The 15,835-nt window shown below is 70.8% G+C and carries 15 protein-coding genes; 9 read left to right on the top strand and 6 right to left on the bottom strand.

Going from position 1 to position 15,835, the window contains the following annotated elements; translation table 11 throughout:
* Positions 1 to 460: 460 nt before the first annotated feature.
* Positions 461 to 1,441, bottom strand: a complete 981-nt coding sequence (locus tag ACFXMF_RS23140; RefSeq protein ID WP_360314898.1) for an aldo/keto reductase — start codon at positions 1,439 to 1,441, stop codon at positions 461 to 463.
* 239 nt (positions 1,442 to 1,680) lie between these two features.
* Here ACFXMF_RS23140 and ACFXMF_RS23145 point away from each other — a divergent pair, with 239 nt between their 5' ends.
* On the top strand, positions 1,681 to 2,730 hold the full coding sequence (locus ACFXMF_RS23145) for an LLM class F420-dependent oxidoreductase (RefSeq protein WP_360314896.1): 1,050 nt from the start codon (positions 1,681 to 1,683) through the stop codon (positions 2,728 to 2,730).
* A gap of 67 nt (positions 2,731 to 2,797) precedes the next feature.
* Here ACFXMF_RS23145 and ACFXMF_RS23150 read toward each other — a convergent pair whose 3' ends face one another.
* Positions 2,798 to 3,421, bottom strand: coding sequence for a hypothetical protein (locus ACFXMF_RS23150; protein ID WP_360314894.1), 624 nt, complete (start codon positions 3,419 to 3,421; stop codon positions 2,798 to 2,800).
* A 286-nt stretch (positions 3,422 to 3,707) separates the two neighbouring features.
* Positions 3,708 to 4,682 (bottom strand): magnesium/cobalt transporter CorA, encoded by a 975-nt coding sequence (corA, locus tag ACFXMF_RS23155; RefSeq protein ID WP_360314892.1) that lies wholly within the window; start codon positions 4,680 to 4,682, stop codon positions 3,708 to 3,710.
* 224 nt (positions 4,683 to 4,906) lie between these two features.
* Here corA and ACFXMF_RS23160 point away from each other — a divergent pair, with 224 nt between their 5' ends.
* The 4 genes from ACFXMF_RS23160 (at position 4,907) to mshC (ending at position 8,749) form a co-directional block, all read left to right on the top strand.
* Positions 4,907 to 5,632: a histidine phosphatase family protein gene (locus ACFXMF_RS23160; RefSeq protein WP_379991529.1), complete on the top strand. Its 726-nt coding sequence runs from the start codon at positions 4,907 to 4,909 to the stop codon at positions 5,630 to 5,632.
* A 326-nt stretch (positions 5,633 to 5,958) separates the two neighbouring features.
* Positions 5,959 to 6,528, top strand: a complete 570-nt coding sequence (locus ACFXMF_RS23165) for a DUF3090 domain-containing protein (protein ID WP_360314888.1) — start codon at positions 5,959 to 5,961, stop codon at positions 6,526 to 6,528.
* Positions 6,498 to 7,349, top strand: a complete 852-nt coding sequence (locus ACFXMF_RS23170) for an SCO1664 family protein (RefSeq protein WP_360314910.1) — start codon at positions 6,498 to 6,500, stop codon at positions 7,347 to 7,349. The genes ACFXMF_RS23165 and ACFXMF_RS23170 overlap by 31 nt, the downstream gene beginning before the upstream one ends.
* A gap of 173 nt (positions 7,350 to 7,522) precedes the next feature.
* A complete protein-coding gene (gene mshC, locus ACFXMF_RS23175) occupies positions 7,523 to 8,749 on the top strand; it encodes a cysteine--1-D-myo-inosityl 2-amino-2-deoxy-alpha-D-glucopyranoside ligase (protein ID WP_379991528.1) in 1,227 nt (408 codons plus the stop codon).
* Between the two features lie 270 nt (positions 8,750 to 9,019).
* Here mshC and ACFXMF_RS23180 read toward each other — a convergent pair whose 3' ends face one another.
* Both ACFXMF_RS23180 and ACFXMF_RS23185 read right to left on the bottom strand, forming a co-directional pair.
* Entirely contained in the window at positions 9,020 to 10,276 is a 1,257-nt protein-coding gene (locus ACFXMF_RS23180; protein ID WP_379991527.1) for a class I SAM-dependent methyltransferase, read from the bottom strand.
* Between the two features lie 530 nt (positions 10,277 to 10,806).
* Positions 10,807 to 11,682, bottom strand: a complete 876-nt coding sequence (locus tag ACFXMF_RS23185; protein WP_379991526.1) for a TIGR04222 domain-containing membrane protein — start codon at positions 11,680 to 11,682, stop codon at positions 10,807 to 10,809.
* A 305-nt stretch (positions 11,683 to 11,987) separates the two neighbouring features.
* On the opposite strand from ACFXMF_RS23185, the gene ACFXMF_RS23190 reads away from it, so the two are divergent.
* From ACFXMF_RS23190 to ACFXMF_RS23200, 3 genes are all read left to right on the top strand, one after another.
* Positions 11,988 to 13,316 (top strand): M20/M25/M40 family metallo-hydrolase, encoded by a 1,329-nt coding sequence (locus ACFXMF_RS23190; protein WP_360314880.1) that lies wholly within the window; start codon positions 11,988 to 11,990, stop codon positions 13,314 to 13,316.
* A gap of 211 nt (positions 13,317 to 13,527) precedes the next feature.
* Complete coding sequence (locus tag ACFXMF_RS23195) at positions 13,528 to 13,767, top strand: chaplin (RefSeq protein WP_360314878.1); 240 nt, start codon at positions 13,528 to 13,530, stop codon at positions 13,765 to 13,767.
* 339 nt (positions 13,768 to 14,106) lie between these two features.
* Positions 14,107 to 14,709, top strand: a complete 603-nt coding sequence (locus tag ACFXMF_RS23200; protein ID WP_360314876.1) for a chaplin — start codon at positions 14,107 to 14,109, stop codon at positions 14,707 to 14,709.
* Between the two features lie 156 nt (positions 14,710 to 14,865).
* Here ACFXMF_RS23200 and ACFXMF_RS23205 read toward each other — a convergent pair whose 3' ends face one another.
* Positions 14,866 to 15,051 (bottom strand): DUF5703 family protein, encoded by a 186-nt coding sequence (locus ACFXMF_RS23205; RefSeq protein ID WP_020551221.1) that lies wholly within the window; start codon positions 15,049 to 15,051, stop codon positions 14,866 to 14,868.
* Between the two features lie 117 nt (positions 15,052 to 15,168).
* Between ACFXMF_RS23205 and ACFXMF_RS23210 the strand changes: the two genes are divergently transcribed.
* Positions 15,169 to 15,810 (top strand): hypothetical protein, encoded by a 642-nt coding sequence (locus ACFXMF_RS23210; protein ID WP_360314874.1) that lies wholly within the window; start codon positions 15,169 to 15,171, stop codon positions 15,808 to 15,810.
* Positions 15,811 to 15,835: the final 25 nt, after the last annotated feature.

The raw sequence follows: 15,835 nt of genomic DNA on the forward strand, positions 1-15,835 counted from the left end.
GCTTTTTGCGGAGGAGCGTCAGCGGGGGAGCAAAAAGTGGTGCCTCGCGAGCCGGCGCCGAAGGCGCCCAATAGAAGCAACGCTGCATCGCCGACCGACGCCCACCCGCCCGCTCCGCTCACGACCCGGGCCCGGTTGCGGCGCTCACCTCGCGACCGGGGCCTTCCGGGCTCGCTGCGCTCGCGACCTGGGCCCGGGCCTGGGGTTGGGCGTACGTCTGGGCCCCACCAGCTCGCTCCGCTCGCGACCCAGCCCCAAGCATCCGTCCCAGCGCGCGACTTAAGTCCACCGCTCACCGCGCTCACCGCACTCGCGACCCCGCGACCCCGCGTCAAGGATCGCTTCGGACCCGCTCACAACTCAAACCCAACCGCCGCACTCACAACCTCAACCCGGTCGTTCGGCTCGCCCGCGACCCAGCCCTCCAGCCCCCAGCCCCCAGCCCCCAGCCCCCAGCCCCCTAAGCCTGACTCCAAGTGTGATCCGGATACCCCGTCATAGGCTGCGAAACGTCCTCCAACGCCGACCGGATCTCCGCAGGAAGAACGACACTCTCCGCAGCCAACGACGCCCGAAGTTGCGCGGCGTTGCGCGCGCCGACGATGGGCGCGACCACCCCGGGCCGATCGCGTACCCAGGCCAGCGCCACCTCGATCGGTGCGGCGCCCAGCCCGTCCGCCGCGGTGGCGAGCGCGTCGACGATGCGGCGCGAGTGCTCGTCCAGGTACGGCGCCACGAAGGGCCCCATGTTGGCGGAGGCCCCGCGCGAGTCGGCCGGCATCGCGTGGCGGTACTTGCCGGTCAGGACGCCGCGGCCGAGTGGGGACCACGGAAGCAGGCCGACGCCCAGGTCCAGGGCGGCAGGCAGGACCTCGCGTTCGATGCCGCGTTGCAGCAGCGAGTACTCCATCTGGGTGCTGGCCACGACCACCCGGCCGGGAGCGGCGGATTGCCACGTGGCCGCCTTGGCAAGTTGCCAGCCGCAGAAGTTGGAGACGCCGACGTAGCGGGCCCGACCGCTGGTGACCGCGAGGTCGAGCGCGTGCAGGGTCTCTTCGAGCGGCGTCGACGGGTCGTAGGCGTGGAGTTGCCACAGGTCGACGTGGTCGGTGCCGAGGCGGGCCAGCGAGTGGTCGAGGGCCTGGAGCAGGTGACCGCGCGATCCGTCGAAGCGGCGTTCGCTGTAGGGCACGCTCGCCGCCTTGGTCGCGATGACCAATTCCGAACGCGGGATGTACCCGTCCAGGAGACGGCCGATCATGTACTCGGCCTCGCCGTCCGCGTACACGTCGGCGGTGTCCACGAGGTTGCCGCCGGCGTCCAGATATGCCTTCATCTGGTCGGCCGCGTCGTGCTCGTCCGTGTCTCGTCCCCACGTCATCGTGCCCAGGCCCATGCGGGAGACCCGCAGGCCGGTGCGGCCGAGATGTCGCTGCTCCATGGCACCGGAGACTAGCCGTTCCCTCCCCTGTGCCGCCGTTGGCGGGGCCGTTCGGCGGTATGCCGCCCAAGCAGGTTACCGGCGGGTAGGTATCGCGATATGGTCGGCCGAGCACCACGCCAACCGCACCGCAACCACCGCACCACGCCAACCGCACCGCACTCACCACACCACAACCACGCACCACGACGCTCACACCACAAACAACTCCGGTTCGAACCCACAAAGAGGAGGTCCGTATGCGACTCGGCATCAACCTCGGCTACTTCGGCGCCGGCAACGACGCCGACAACCTGGCGGTGGCCCAGGAGGCCGACCGTCTCGGCTACGCGGTCTGCTGGGCCGCGGAAGCCTACGGCTCGGACGCGGCGACGGTGCTGTCCTGGGTCGCCGCGCAGACCACGCGGATCGACGTCGGCTCGGCGATCTTCCAGATCCCGGCCCGGACGCCCACCATGACCGCGATGACCGCCGCGACGCTGGACGTGCTCTCCGGAGGCCGGTTCCGGCTCGGCCTGGGCGTGTCCGGGCCGCAGGTGTCCGAGGGCTGGTACGGGGTCAAGTTCGACAAGCCGCTCGCCCGCACCCGCGAGTACGTCGAGGTGATCCGCAAGGCGATGCGCCGCGAACGGGTCGACCACCAGGGCGCCAACTGGACCCTGCCGCTGCCCGGCGGTCCGGGCAAGCCGCTCAAGCTCACCGTGCACCCGGTGCGCGAGCACATCCCGCTGTACATCGCGGCGGTGGGCCCGAAGAACCTCGAACTGACCGGCGAGATCGCGGACGGCTGGCTCGGTGTCTTCTACGCGCCGGAGCACGCCGAGGAATCGCTCGTACACATCCGCGCGGGCCGGGAAAAGGCCGGTCTGGCGATGACCGACTTCGACGTCGTACCGACCGTCCCGCTCGTGGTCGGCGACGACCCGCGGCACGCGGCCGACCAGGTACGCGGCTACGCGGCGTTGTACGTGGGCGGGATGGGCAGCCGGGAGCAGAACTTCTACAACCGGCTCGCGATCCGGATGGGCTACGAGGCCGAGGCCAAGGAGATCCAGGACAGGTTCCTGGCCAAGGACTACCTCGGTGCCGGCGCGGCCGTCCCGTACGACTTCATCGACAAGACCAGCCTGCTCGGCGGCAAGGAGCGGATCGCCGAGCGCATGCAGGCGTACGCCGCCACGGGTGTGACCACCCTGACCATCGCGCCGAATGGCACCACCCTGGACGAACGCGTCGCCGCGCTCCGGGTCGCCGCCGAGGCGCTGGAGTTGTCCGGGACGGCGTCCTAGCGGGACCGACGGGCCCGGACCGCCGTCCTCCAGGGACTTCTCGACCCGCCGACCCGACGACGACCCGTCAGCGCGGCCCCGGCACCCGGGCCGCGATCACCTCGGCGAATTCCAGGAGGCGGCGGATCTGGCCCGGACCGCCGTCCTCCAGGGACTTGCTGAACCGGTACGCCTCCTGCCGGAAGCGGCCGGTGGACGTACCGTCCTCGCCCCGCACGGTGGCCACCTCCTGCAGGGTCGGCGTGGCCAGGAACACGAACGCGCCGCGCAGTTGCCGGCGTCCGTCGTGGTCGGTACCGACGAGCGTGCGTATGCCGACGTGCGACACCGAGCCCAGCGGGATCACCTGTACGGAGGAGTCCAGCACGGTGCCGCCGGGCGCGGAGGGGTCGGTCATGTCCTCGCTGTGCCACAACACGAGCCGCCGGTCGTCGCAGACCGCGGCCTCCTGCCACACCGAGGTGCCGTTCGCGTTGATGTCCACGACCCGTTCGAGGGTGAAGCCGCGGACCGGGCGCCGGCCGAGGACCGAGCCCAACGCCTCCAGCGCGACGTCCGGATGCAGCAGGTAGGAGCGGACCGCGTCCTCCAGCTGGCTGTGCGAGGACCAGTCGGCCCCGGCGGCTCCGGCCCCCGGAACCTGGGCCGGGCGCGTCCCCGATGTGCGCTGCCTGCCCGACTTGCCGAACATCCCCACCTGCTTCCGCCGCGTCTGTACAAGCAGAAGCCTACGAGAGTCCGGCGTGGGCGGTGCCGGCGTCCACCGCTTGATCGATCACAGAACGAAATCAGGCCGCGGCGGGGGAGTCCAGTGCATCCCCGCCACGGCCGGTATGTGGTTCAACGACCAAAAGAAGCAAAGGACACGACGCGACCCGGTGCTACCCGACGCAACCCGACGCAACCCGACGCAACCCAATGCAACCCGACGCAACTCGGTGCGCCCCGACGCGACCCCGCCCTCGGCGAAGCGCCCGCTACAGCCAGCCGCTCTTGCGGAACATGCGATGCAGCACGATGCACGAGCACACCATCAGGGCGACCGCTCCCGGATAGCCCCAGGCCGACCCGAGTTCGGGCATGTGCTCGAAGTTCATGCCGTACACGCCCGCGATCATCGTCGGCACCGCGAAGATCGCCGCCCACGCGGAGATCTTGCGCATGTCCTCGTTCTGCCGCACGCCCACCTGGGCCAGGTGCGCGCCGAGTACGTCGGTCAGCAGGCGATCGAAGGACTCGATCTGTTCGGTGACCCTGGTCACATGGTCGGCCACGTCGCGGAAGAACGGCCGGGTCTCCGCGGGTACGAAGGGGACGTCCGCCGTGGCCAGTTTGCGTATCGGCTCGATCAGCGGCAGCGCGGCGCGGCGGCACTCCAGGACCTCGCGCTTGAGCAGGTAGATGCGCTCGGCGTCGTTTTCCCGGCTGGGCGAGAAGACCCGGGCCTCCAACTCCTCCAGGTCGGTCTCCAGCTCGCCCGCGATCGCGAGATAGGCGTCCACGACGGCGTCGGCGACCGCGTACAGCACCGCGCCCGGGCCGTGCTTGAGCAGTTCGGGCTGCTTCTCGACCCGACGCCGGACCGATTTCAGCTCGGCGCCCGGCCCATGACGGACCGTCACCACGAACGAGTCGCCGACGAACATCATCAGCTCGCCGGTCTCCACGGAGGAGGTCTCGTCGTAGTAGTGCAGGGTCTTGAGGACGAGAAAGATCGAGTCGTCGTAGGTCTCCAGCTTGGGTCGCTGATGCGCGTGCAGCGCGTCCTCGACGGCGAGCGGGTGCAGCCCGAACTCGCTGGTGACCAGATCGAACTCGCTCGGCGTCGGTTCGTGCAGCCCGATCCAGAGGAACGAGTCGCCGACCCGCCGGGCCTGGTCCAGCGCATCCGAGAAGTCGGCGGGGCCTTGGGTCCGGCGGCCGTTGGTGTAGATGGCGCAGTCGACGATCACCGGTCCATTTTGCCGGCCGGCCGCGAGGCCGGTGGCGAGCGGGGCGAGCGCGTCGTCGGCCCCGTCGGTGGCCGGGAGCCGGAGCAGGCCGCCCCGGTGCCCGAAGAACCGCGGCCGGCACGCCGCAGGCAACGGGTGGAGCCGGTGGGTGAACCGCCCGAGCCGCCCGCAGGCCCCGCATGCCCGAGGCCGGCCGCGATGGGGGGAGACATAGGGTTGGGCGTATGACGACGGTGCTCTTTGTTCGGCACGGGCGGACCACGGCCAACTCCACGGGGGTGCTCGCCGGTTGGACGCCGGGGGTGTTTTTGGACGAGCGGGGCGAGGAACAGGCCGCGGCGCTCGGCCGGCGGATCGCCGAGGTGCCGCTCGCGGCCGTGGTGACCAGTCCGCTGGAGCGGTGTCGGCAGACGTCGGAGGCGGTATTGGCGGCCCGGCGCGGAACCGAGTCGGCGCTGAATGCCGGCGCGCAGGTGGACGAGCGGGTCGGCGAGTGTCGGTACGGCGACTGGACCGGGCAGGAGCTGAAGAAGCTCGCCGAGGATCCGTTGTGGAAGACCGTGCAGATGCATCCGAGCGCGGTCACCTTCCCCGGCCCGGGCGGCGAGGCACTGCGTACCACCCAGGCGCGGGCCGTGGACGCGGTCCGGGAATGGAACGAGCGGATCGCCGCGGAGCACGGGCCGGACGCGACGTATCTGGTCTGCTCGCACGGCGACGTGATCAAGGCCCTGGTCGCGGACGCGCTCGGGATGCATCTGGACCTGTTCCAGCGCATCCAGGTCGACCCGTGTTCGCTCACGGTGATCTCGTACGGCACGCAGCGACCGAGTGTCGGCCGACTCAACGACACCGGTGGTTCGGTGGCCGGCCTGTTGCCGGCGCCCGACGGGCGGCACGCGTCCGGGTCCGGTGACGCGGTGGTGGGCGGCGGAGCCGGCGCGCCGTAGGGTGCCGGGGAGGGCGCACTCCCCCGCGCGCCCTCGCCGACTTTGGCCGGGCGGGAACACCCGGGCAAGATCGAACCCGGTGGGAACGGGCAGGATCGTCCGGGAGAACCGGGGAACCGGAGTACCGGGCATCCGGCAACTCGGGAAACCGGGAGTCCGGGAATAGCCCCCCGGGTGTGGCGGATATAACCGTGCGGAACCCCCAGTCGGGTTCCGGTGCGGTCCAGGTTCGCCGTACCGTCCGCCCGACCGCCCATCCGCCCGTCCGACCACCGACAGACCGCGACCACCCCCGTCCCGCTCTCGACAGAAACACGGAGCAGCTCGTGCCCCGCCAGGTCTTCCTGTACGACCCCCCGGAGCGGTTCGTCGCCGGCACCGTAGGTGAGCCCGGCCAGCGAACCTTCTTCCTCCAGGCTTCCGCCGCCGGCCGCGTGACCAGCGTCGCCCTGGAGAAGACGCAGGTGTCCGTCCTGGCCGAACGCGTCGACGAACTGCTCGACGAGTTGGTTCGTCGCACCGGCGGCGAGACCGCCGTGCCGGCCGTGACGCCGACCGAACTTGAGGACTCCGGGCCGCTGTTGCCGCCGATCCTGGAGGAATTCCGGGTCGGCACGATGGCCCTCGCGTGGGATGCCGACGACGAGCGGCTCGTGGTCGAGGCGCAGGCCCAGGTGCCCGACGACGACTCTCCCGAGGACACCCTGCTCGGCGATGACGACGACGAGGACGGCCCGCCGCTGCTCCGGGTCCGGCTCACCGGCGGTCAGGCCCGGGCGTTCGCCAAGCGCGCGCTGCTCGTGGTCGCGGCCGGCCGGCCCGCCTGCCCGTTCTGTGGGCTGCCGATGGACCCCGAGGGCCACATCTGCCCGCGCGCCAACGGATACCGGCGTTGACCGACACGGTTCTCGACGCCGCCGCCGTCCCGGAGCTGTTGCGCCGGGGCGAGTTGACGGTGCAGGCGCGGCTGGAGGACGCCTCCAACGCGACGTTGTACTGCACCGCGACGCTGGAGGGCATATCGCTGCCGTGCGTGTGGAAGCCGGTCGCGGGCGAGCGACCGCTGTGGGACTTCCCGGACGGTACGCTGGCGGGCCGCGAGGTGGCCGCGTACGAGGTGTCCGAGGCGCTCGGCTGGAACATCGTGCCGACGACCGTGTTCCGCGAGGGGCCGTACGGCGCGGGCATGTGCCAGTTGTGGATCGACCACAAGCCGGCCGAGGACGAGCCGGAACCGGTGACGATCCTGCCCGCGGTGGACCCGGGCCCGGCCTGGAAGCCGATCGCGCACGTGGTCGTCCCGGACGAGCACGGCAAGGAGCAGCCCGCCCTGCTCGTGCACGCCGCCGCCGACGCGCTGCACCGGATCGCGGTGTTCGACGCGGTGATCAACAACGCCGACCGCAAGGGCGGCCACCTGCTGCCCGGTCCCGACGGCCACGTGTACGGGATCGACCACGGCGTCTGCTTCCACGTCGAGGACAAGCTGCGCACGTTGTTGTGGGGCTGGGCCGGCGAGCCGCTGCCGGGCCCCGCGCGGGCGGCGCTGAGCACGCTGGCGAGCGATCTGGCCGGGCCGCTGGGCGCGCGGCTGGGCGAGCTGATTACGCCGGACGAGGTGGCCGCGACCCGCGAACGGGTGAGAGTTCTGCTCGCCGAGGACCGGCTCCCGAAGCCGGACGGCCGCCGGCACGTAATCCCCTGGCCGCCGATCTGAGCACGGCGCTCGACGTCGACGCGGAGACCCGGCACGCGGTGCGGGTCGACCCCGGGCCGAGTCCCCGGGTGTGGCGGAACCGCGAGGTCGGGCGCGCCGTTCGGCAAAGACGCGGAAATTAGTCCGCCAACCCTGGAAGATCTTCCGCCCCTGCGGACGTTAGTCTCATACGTATGTATGCCTGGCCTGTACCCGAGCTCCCCGTTCTCCCTGGTCAGGGTGCGTCCCTGCGTGTGCACGACAGTTCCGTGCACGAGCTTGTGACGATCACCCCGGGACCGGTCGCGCGGCTGTATGTGTGCGGCATCACCCCGTACGACGCGACCCACATGGGGCATGCCGCCACCTATGTCGCGTTCGACCTGCTTCAGCGGGTCTGGCGGGATGCCGGCCACACCGTGGACTACGTACAAAACGTCACCGACGTCGACGACCCGCTCCTGGAGCGGGCCGAGCGGGACGGCGTGGACTGGGTCGAGCTGGCACAGCGCGAGACGGCGCTGTTCCGCGAGGACATGGCCTCGCTGCGGGTGCTGCCACCGGCCAACTACATCGGCGTGGTCGAGGCGATCCCGCTGATCGTGCCGCTGGTCGAGGACCTGCTCGCGAAGGACGCCGCCTACTCGGTGGACGGCGACATCTACTTCTCCATCGCATCGGACGAGAGCTTCGGCGGCGTGTCCGGCTACACCGCCGCCGAGATGCTGGAGATCTTCGGCGAGCGCGGCGGCGACCCGGAGCGGGCCGGCAAGAAGGACCCGCTCGACCCCCTGCTGTGGCGCGCGGCGCGGCCCGGCGAGCCGTCCTGGGACGCGTCCTTCGGCGCGGGGCGGCCCGGCTGGCACATCGAGTGTGTGGCGATCGCGCTCAAGTACCTGGGCATGGGCTTCGACGTCCAGGGCGGCGGCAGCGACCTGGTCTTCCCGCACCACGAGATGGGTGCCTCGCACGCGCACGTGGTCACCGGCGAGGTGCCGTATGCCAGGGCCTACGTGCACGCCGGCATGGTCGCGCTGGACGGCGAGAAGATGTCCAAGTCGCGGGGCAACCTGGTGTTCGTCTCCAAGCTGCGCCGCGAAGGCGTGGACCCGATGGCGATTCGCCTGGTGCTGCTGGCCCACCACTACCGCAGCGACTGGGAGTGGACCGACCGGGTATTGACCGACGCCCAGGCCCGGCTGGCGACTTGGCGCGCGGCGGTCGGTCGACCCGACGGGCCGGACACCACCGAACTGCTCGCCACGATCCGCGAACGCATGTGCGACGACCTGGACGCGCCCGGCGCGCTGGCCGCGATGGACGCCTGGGCGGCCCGGCAACTCGCCGACGGGGGCGACGACTTGTCCGCCCCGGGCGTGGCCTCACGCGCCCTGGACGCGATCCTCGGCGTGGCCCTCTGAGCCGAGCGACCCAGCCGCCCGCACCCGATGCGAAGGCCCCGACCGGGAGATCCCGGTCGGGGCCTTTCTCGCGGCGGACATCGAGGTACCGCTCCGTCCGGCCACACCCCCGCGACGGCCGACCGGAGCGACCCCTCGTCCACGACCCCAGCAGATCACGTGCGCCACTCCCGGCACTTCAGGGGAAGCCCTCATCTTCCGAGGGGAGTGCGAGGGAGTCCGGTGTCAACCTTTCTCGCGCACCTCGGTCGGGCGCGCCGGCGCCGGCGCTCACGCCTCCATCAGCAGGTATTGCCGCACGTCCAGATAGCCGGACCGAAAGCCCGCCTCGGACCAGGACAGGTACAGGTTCCACATCCGCCGGAACACGTGGTCGAAGCCCAACACCTCGACCTCGTCCGCGCGTCGGTTGAACCGCTCGCGCCACAACCGCAGCGTCTCGGCGTAGTGCAGGCCGTACGACCTGCTGTCCGCGACCCGCAGCCGGGTGGCCGCGGTCGCCTTGCGCACCGCGTCGTCGGAGGGGATCAGGCCGCCGGGGAAGATGTACTTGTGGATCCACGTGTACGTGGCCCGGCTGGCCACCATGCGGTCGTGCGGCATGGTGATCGACTGGAGCGCGACCCGTCCGCCCGGCGCGAGTCGCCGATCCAGCACTGCGAAGTAGATCGGCCAGTACTCCTCCCCCACCGCCTCGATCATCTCCACGCTGACGATCGCGTCGTAACTGCCTTGCACCTGGCGGTAGTCGCACAGTTCGACCTCGACCCGGTCGGCGAGACCGGCCGCGGTGATCCGCTCGATCGCCAGGTCGCGCTGCTCGGCCGAGAGGGTGATGGTGTGCACGTGCGCTCCGCGTTCGGCCGCACGCAGGGCCAACTCGCCCCATCCGGTGCCGATTTCCAGCACGCGTTTGCCCGGACCGACATCGGCGAGATCGAGCAGGCGGTCGATCTTGCGGTGCTGGGCCTCGGTCAGCGCGTCCTCCCCGGCTCGGGGACCGCCGTCCGCGCCCTGCTCGAAGACCGCCGACGAATAGGCCATCGACTCGTCCAGGAAGGTCGCGAACAGTTCGTTCGACAGGTCGTAGTGCCGATGGATGTTGCGCTTGGCACCGGCCACGGTGTTGCGCTGCGAGCGCGGCATGCGGGGCACCACGACGGGGCGAAGTCGCTGTAGCGCGGGCGGGATCAGCGTGCTCACCCGGGACGCGAACACGGTCAACACCGCGGTCAGGTCGTCCGCTTCCCAGTCGCCCGCCTGATACGCCTCGCCGAAGCCGATCAGCCCGCCCGCGCCGACCCGGTTGAAGAACGCGTCCGGCCGGACGATCCGCATCCGGGGCGCCGCCGCGTCGCCGCTTCCGAACACCGCGCCGTCGATCCACACGCGCAACGGCAGTCGTGCCACCGCCCGCTCGAACAGGAACCGAGCGGCCGCCGCACGCACCGGCCGCCTGGGCACCTCGGCCACGTCGGGCCAGCGCACCGGGTCGATCCGAGTCGGGGCAACCTCGATCACACTCAACGCAGACTCCCTCCAGTCCTGTACCGCTCCCCGGGTGCCGCGCAGCCACGACCCGATGCCACGCCGGCGGACTCGCTCCGCGCCTGGGAGCGGCGCCACCGGAAGGCGCGGGGTCGGGCAAGGCGGGGATCGCACCGTGTAATGGGCGCGGCTCCCCTCGCACCCGAGCCACAAACGGCCGCGCACCCGGATGGTGCAGCGTGACCGTCGGTGCCGCGTCCCCGTCCGACTCGGGCGGACTCGGTCGACGACCGCCCGATACAGGGAGGAACGGCGACAGGTAGAACTCTTTTTCGGTCGCGGCTCTTCCCCGATCACCGGTGCGTGGCACGGCGGTTGCCTGCCGGGACGGGAAGGAATCGGGCGGAAGGGGCGGTCGGGGCACGGGAGGGAACGGAAGCGGAAACGACTCGGCCCGGTGGTCGGGGCGGCTGTTCGCCGTTCCCGATCCAGCCGGGCCGATCGTGTGTTTCGAGGCCGCGCGCCGCGCGGAGGGGTGTGGTTCGTGTGGTTCGGACGGGTCGTGTGGTTCAGCCGCCGCAGCCGCCGCCACCGCAGCCGCCTCCGCCACCACAGCCGCTGCTCCCGCCGCAGCCGCTTCCGCCGTCCCCGCCGCCACCGCCGCCGCTGCCACCACTTCCGCCGTACGCCACCAAGGCGACCCTGGCCTCCGGGTCCGGGTGCGCGGCCATGCCCAGGCAGGCCACCGTGAACAGGCCGGCCAGTGCGCCGGCGCCGACCAGCGCGCCCGAGCGGCGGTCCGCCCTTACCTGTGCGAGCAGTTCACGCAGAGCCCGGCGGCCCGCCCCGGTGGCCCGGAACGACACGGCGAACAGGGCCGCGAGGACGAAGGTGACGACCAGGAACGGGACCAGGAAGACGACCGGCCTGCCGTGCGCCAGGCCGTTGACGAAGCGGGCGATGCCGACCAGGGCGAGCACGAGCATCAGCCGCGACGGCAGCTTGACGATCCGCCGGGCCAACGGGGAGTGCACCAGGCCACGATCGACCAGGCTGCCCTCTATCTCGGCGAGCATGGTGCTGCGATTCCAGGCCCGCAGCAGCGCGAGCCGGGTGCCTCGGGTGGTGCGCACGCAGTCCATCACGGCCGCCGCGACCGGCTCGGTCGGCCGGGCACCGGTGGCGGCGGTGACCTTGCCGGCACGTTGTACGTGCACGTATCCCTCGGTGATCAGCGACGCCATCGCGGTCTCGGCGACCCGGATGGGTCCGCCCGCGAGGTAGGCGGCGTCGTACGCGCCGAGCGGTGCCCGGTTCACCTGGCCCCGGACCGCCCAGGCCATCACGATCCGGAACACGATCGCGAGGACGACCAGGCCGGCGAGGATGCCGCCGTAGAGCTTGAGGAATTCGGGACCGGTCAGGCCCCACGCGGTGCCGTTCATGTGACGTCCCTCCCGATGGTCCGACTCGCGGATTTCTGCGTCTTGTTCGACTTGTTCGGCTTGTTCGCTGTTCGGCTGTTCCGCCTGATCCGGAAGGTAGCAGCGGCCCGTTGCACCCGGTCAGAGGCATCTCCCTACGTTCGTGCCGGGGCCGTCGCCGGCCGCCCTCGTCCGGGTTCGCCGCCGCGCCGCTCAACCGACCGGTCGGCAAAAGGGCGCCCGGCCCATGCCGACCGCGCACGCGGGTGCAGGATGGTGGTACACCCGTACACACGTGCCGTCCCGCCTTTCCCGAGGAGCCCGTCATGACGGAGGCTGTCCGTCCCCAGCCCACCACCACCGCGGAGGACGAGGTCGTCGACCTGTGCCGCGACCTGATTCGGATCGACACGAGCAACTACGGTGACGGCTCGGGTCCGGGCGAACGCGCCGCCGCGGAGTACGTCGCCGAGAAGCTCGCGGAGGTCGGCCTCGAACCGAAGATCTACGAATCCGAACGCGGCCGGGCCAGCACCGTGGTCCGGATCGAGGGCACCGACCGGTCCCGGCCGGGGCTGTTGATCCACGGCCACCTGGACGTGGTGCCCGCCAACGCCGCGGACTGGACCTACGACCCGTTCGCGGGCGAGGTCGCGGACGACTGCGTGTGGGGTCGCGGCGCGGTCGACATGAAGGACATGGACGCGATGGTGCTCGCGGTGCTGCGCGACCGGGTGCGGACCGGCCGGCGGCCCTCGCGCGACATCGTGCTCGCGTTCGTGGCGGACGAGGAGGCCGGCGGCCTCTTCGGCGCGCGGCATCTGGTGAACAACCACGCCGACCTGTTCGAGGGGGTCACCGAGGGCATCGGCGAGGTCGGCGGGTTCTCCTTCACGGTCAACGACGACCTGCGGCTGTACCTGGTCGAGACCGCCCAGAAGGGCATGGACTGGATGCGGCTGATCGTGGACGGCACGGCCGGCCACGGGTCGATGATCGCCAAGGACAACGCGATCACCGAACTGGCCGAGGCGGTCGCCCGGGTGGGTCGGCACAAGTTCCCGATCCGGGTCACCAAGACCGTGCGGGCGTTCCTGGACGAGATCTCGGACGCGCTGGGCATCGAACTCGACCCGGACGACATCGAGTCCACGATCGAGCGGCTCGGCCCGATCGCGAGCATCATCGGCGCGACCATCCGCAACACCGCGCAGCCGACCATGCTCAACGCCGGGTACAAGGTCAACGTGATCCCCGGGCAGGCCACCGCGCACCTGGACGGCCGGTTCCTGCCGGGCTTCGAGGAGGAGTTCCACGCCGAGTTGGACGCGGTGCTGGGCCCGCGGGTGCGGCGCGAGACGGTGCACACCGACCAGGCGTTGGAGACCGGCTTCGACGGTGCGCTGGTCGAGGCCATGTCGGCCGCGCTGCGTGCGCACGACCCGGCCGCGCGGGCGGTGCCGTACTGCCTGTCGGGGGGCACGGACGCGAAGTCCTTCGCCGATCTGGGCATTCGCTGCTTCGGCTTCGCGCCGCTGAAGCTGCCGGCCGACCTCGACTTCGCGGGCATGTTCCACGGCGTCGACGAGCGGGTCCCGGTGGACGGGCTCAAGTTCGGTGTGCGGGTGCTGGATCACTTTCTCGACAACGCGTGAGCGCGGTGCGCGGTCGGGGCCCGGGAAGCACTCCGGCGTCCCGACCGCGCGCCGACTCGGCCCCAACGTGTGCTCCCGGCCGGGGATTTCCCGGGGGCGGGCCCGATCGAGTGAATACCTCGGCCGACACGTAGCCTCCGTGCGATCCCGTCGTTTCCCCTTGTGCGGCGCGCAAGCGCGTCGTGGTGTCGACAAGGAGGACGAAAGAATCATGAAGAAGATGGGCAAGGTCGCGTTCATCGTCGCGGCCGGCAGTGGTGTTGTGCTCGCGGGTGCCGGCGGCGCCATGGCGAACTCCGATGCGCAGGGTGCGGCGGTCAACTCCCCCGGCGTGATCTCGGGCAACAACATCCAGGTTCCGATCCACATTCCGATCAACCTGTGCGGCAACAGCATCGACATCATCGGCGTGCTGAACCCCACGTTCGGCAACACCTGCATCAACGCCTGATCCAGGCCCACGCGTTCGTCGGCGTGAGGACGGCCCCGAGACCCGCACGGTCTCGGGGCCGTCCCGCTGTGCGGCGACCCGGGCTCGGAGCACGGCCGCAGCCGACTCGTCGGTACCCCGCCGGCACACCCGGGGGCGACGATCGCCATCGGTCAGCCAAGCGCTCGACTGGGATGAAAAGTGCTCGAAAACCGTCAAGACCCGGTTGCGAAGAATCCTGAAACTCAGCCGTACGAGCGAATCGTCCCCACGTCGGTGACCTCGGGTGTCGGCTCTCGTTGACGTCCGTGCGGGGTCATCGTCCCCCGCCCCTCGCGAGAGAGACACAGGGGTATCTACATGCACCAGTTCGCAAAGAAGGGGCTGTTGGTCGTCATCACCACCACGGGCGCACTCGCGTCCGCGGCGGTAGGCGTGGCCAACGCCGGCAGTGCGGCCGATGGCGCGGCCGTCGGGTCTCCCGGCGTGGCCTCGGGCAACAACATCCAGGTCCCGATCCACGTTCCGGTGAACGTGTGCGGGAACACGGTGAACGTGATCGGCGCCCTGAACCCGGCGTTCGGCAACCACTGCGTGAACGCGTCGAACCCCACGCGCCCTCCGCACACCGAGCCGCCGCACACCAAGCCGCCGACCACCAAGCCCCCCACCACGAAGCCGCCGACGACGAAGCCGCCGACCACCAAGCCCCCGACCACCAAGCCGCCGACCACGAAGCCGCCGACCACGGGTGGCACCACCAGCGGCACGACGGGCGGCACCACCGGTGGGACCACCGGCGGTAGCACCGGTGGGACGACCGGCGGCAGCACCGGTGGGTCCACGAGCCACGGCACGCTCGCCGAGACCGGTTCGAACGCACTCACCGTGGCCCCGATCGGCGCCGCGCTGCTGCTCGGCGGTTTCGTGTTGTACCGCCGTTCACGCCCCGCGCAGGACTGAGCACGGCCTGCACGGCGGATGAATCCGAGGACTGCTCGCCCCTGGGAGGACAGGGGCGGGCAGTCCTCGTGTGTGACGACCCATCGGTGACGACTCATCGGTGACGATCCGTTCGGTGACGATTCGTTCGGTGACGATTCGTTCGGTGACGATTCGTCACATGGTGCGCACCTGACGGATGATCCGCCGCCGCAGGACCACTCGTCGGCTGCCGTCGCCGCGCAGCAACAGCCGATCCAGTTCCCAGTAGCCGTACTCCGCTTGCTCGGTCAGGATGCGACACGCGTCGGTCCGGGAGGTACCGCGCGGGATGTCCAGTTGCCGAAACTCGTATTCCGCCATGTTTCCGTTCCCCGGCGGCCGCGCGAAGGCGCGGTGACCGGCCTTTTGGTAAGTCTCCGACTCCGCCATCAGTGAACCATTGTGCGCGCGCGGGGGTCTTGCGGATAACGTCACCCCATGACCGGTGTTGCGCAGCCCACGCCAGAGCAGGTCCGTGTCGCCGCGGACGTTCTCAAATCGGCGATCGACGACCATTTGGCCGCCGTCGAAGCCCGCCAAGGCGAGAGCGACCCGGCCGTGTTCGCCGCGTACGACGCGCTCGCGGCCGCCGCCGAGGCGTACGACGAGTTGTTGTACGACGCCTATGACGAGGTCACCCCGTTCGAGGTGCCCGGCAACAGCGAGGAAGCCGAGTACGAGGGTCCCACCAACCCGGAGGCGGTCACCGTGCTGATCCGCCGGGACTACGTGATCAAGGACCTGATCACCCTCGTCGACCACGCCCGCCGCGCCGACGCGGAGACCGGCGACGCGGAACCGCCGGCGTCCCCGCGCGACACCGGCACCGACAGCGCGTCGAGCGCGGTCGCGGTGCTCTTCGACGTCTACGAACCGGACGAAATCGCCCAGCGCGCCGAGGAACTCGGCCTGGAACCGGGCGATTCCACCCTGTGGGTGTCGGCGATCGAGCCGACCGAGCCGGGCGAGTGGCTCGACGCCCCGTTCGACGACGCGGATCCGCGCAGCATCATCTACCGGTTCGAGACCAGTACCGCGTACGAGGACGACCTGGAGGCGTTGGAGCGCGACCTGCTCTGACCGGCCGGGCCATCCGTCGAGCCGA

The sequence above is a fragment of the Embleya sp. NPDC059213 genome (genome assembly GCF_042754445.1).
GTDB lineage: Bacteria > Actinomycetota > Actinomycetes > Streptomycetales > Streptomycetaceae > Embleya.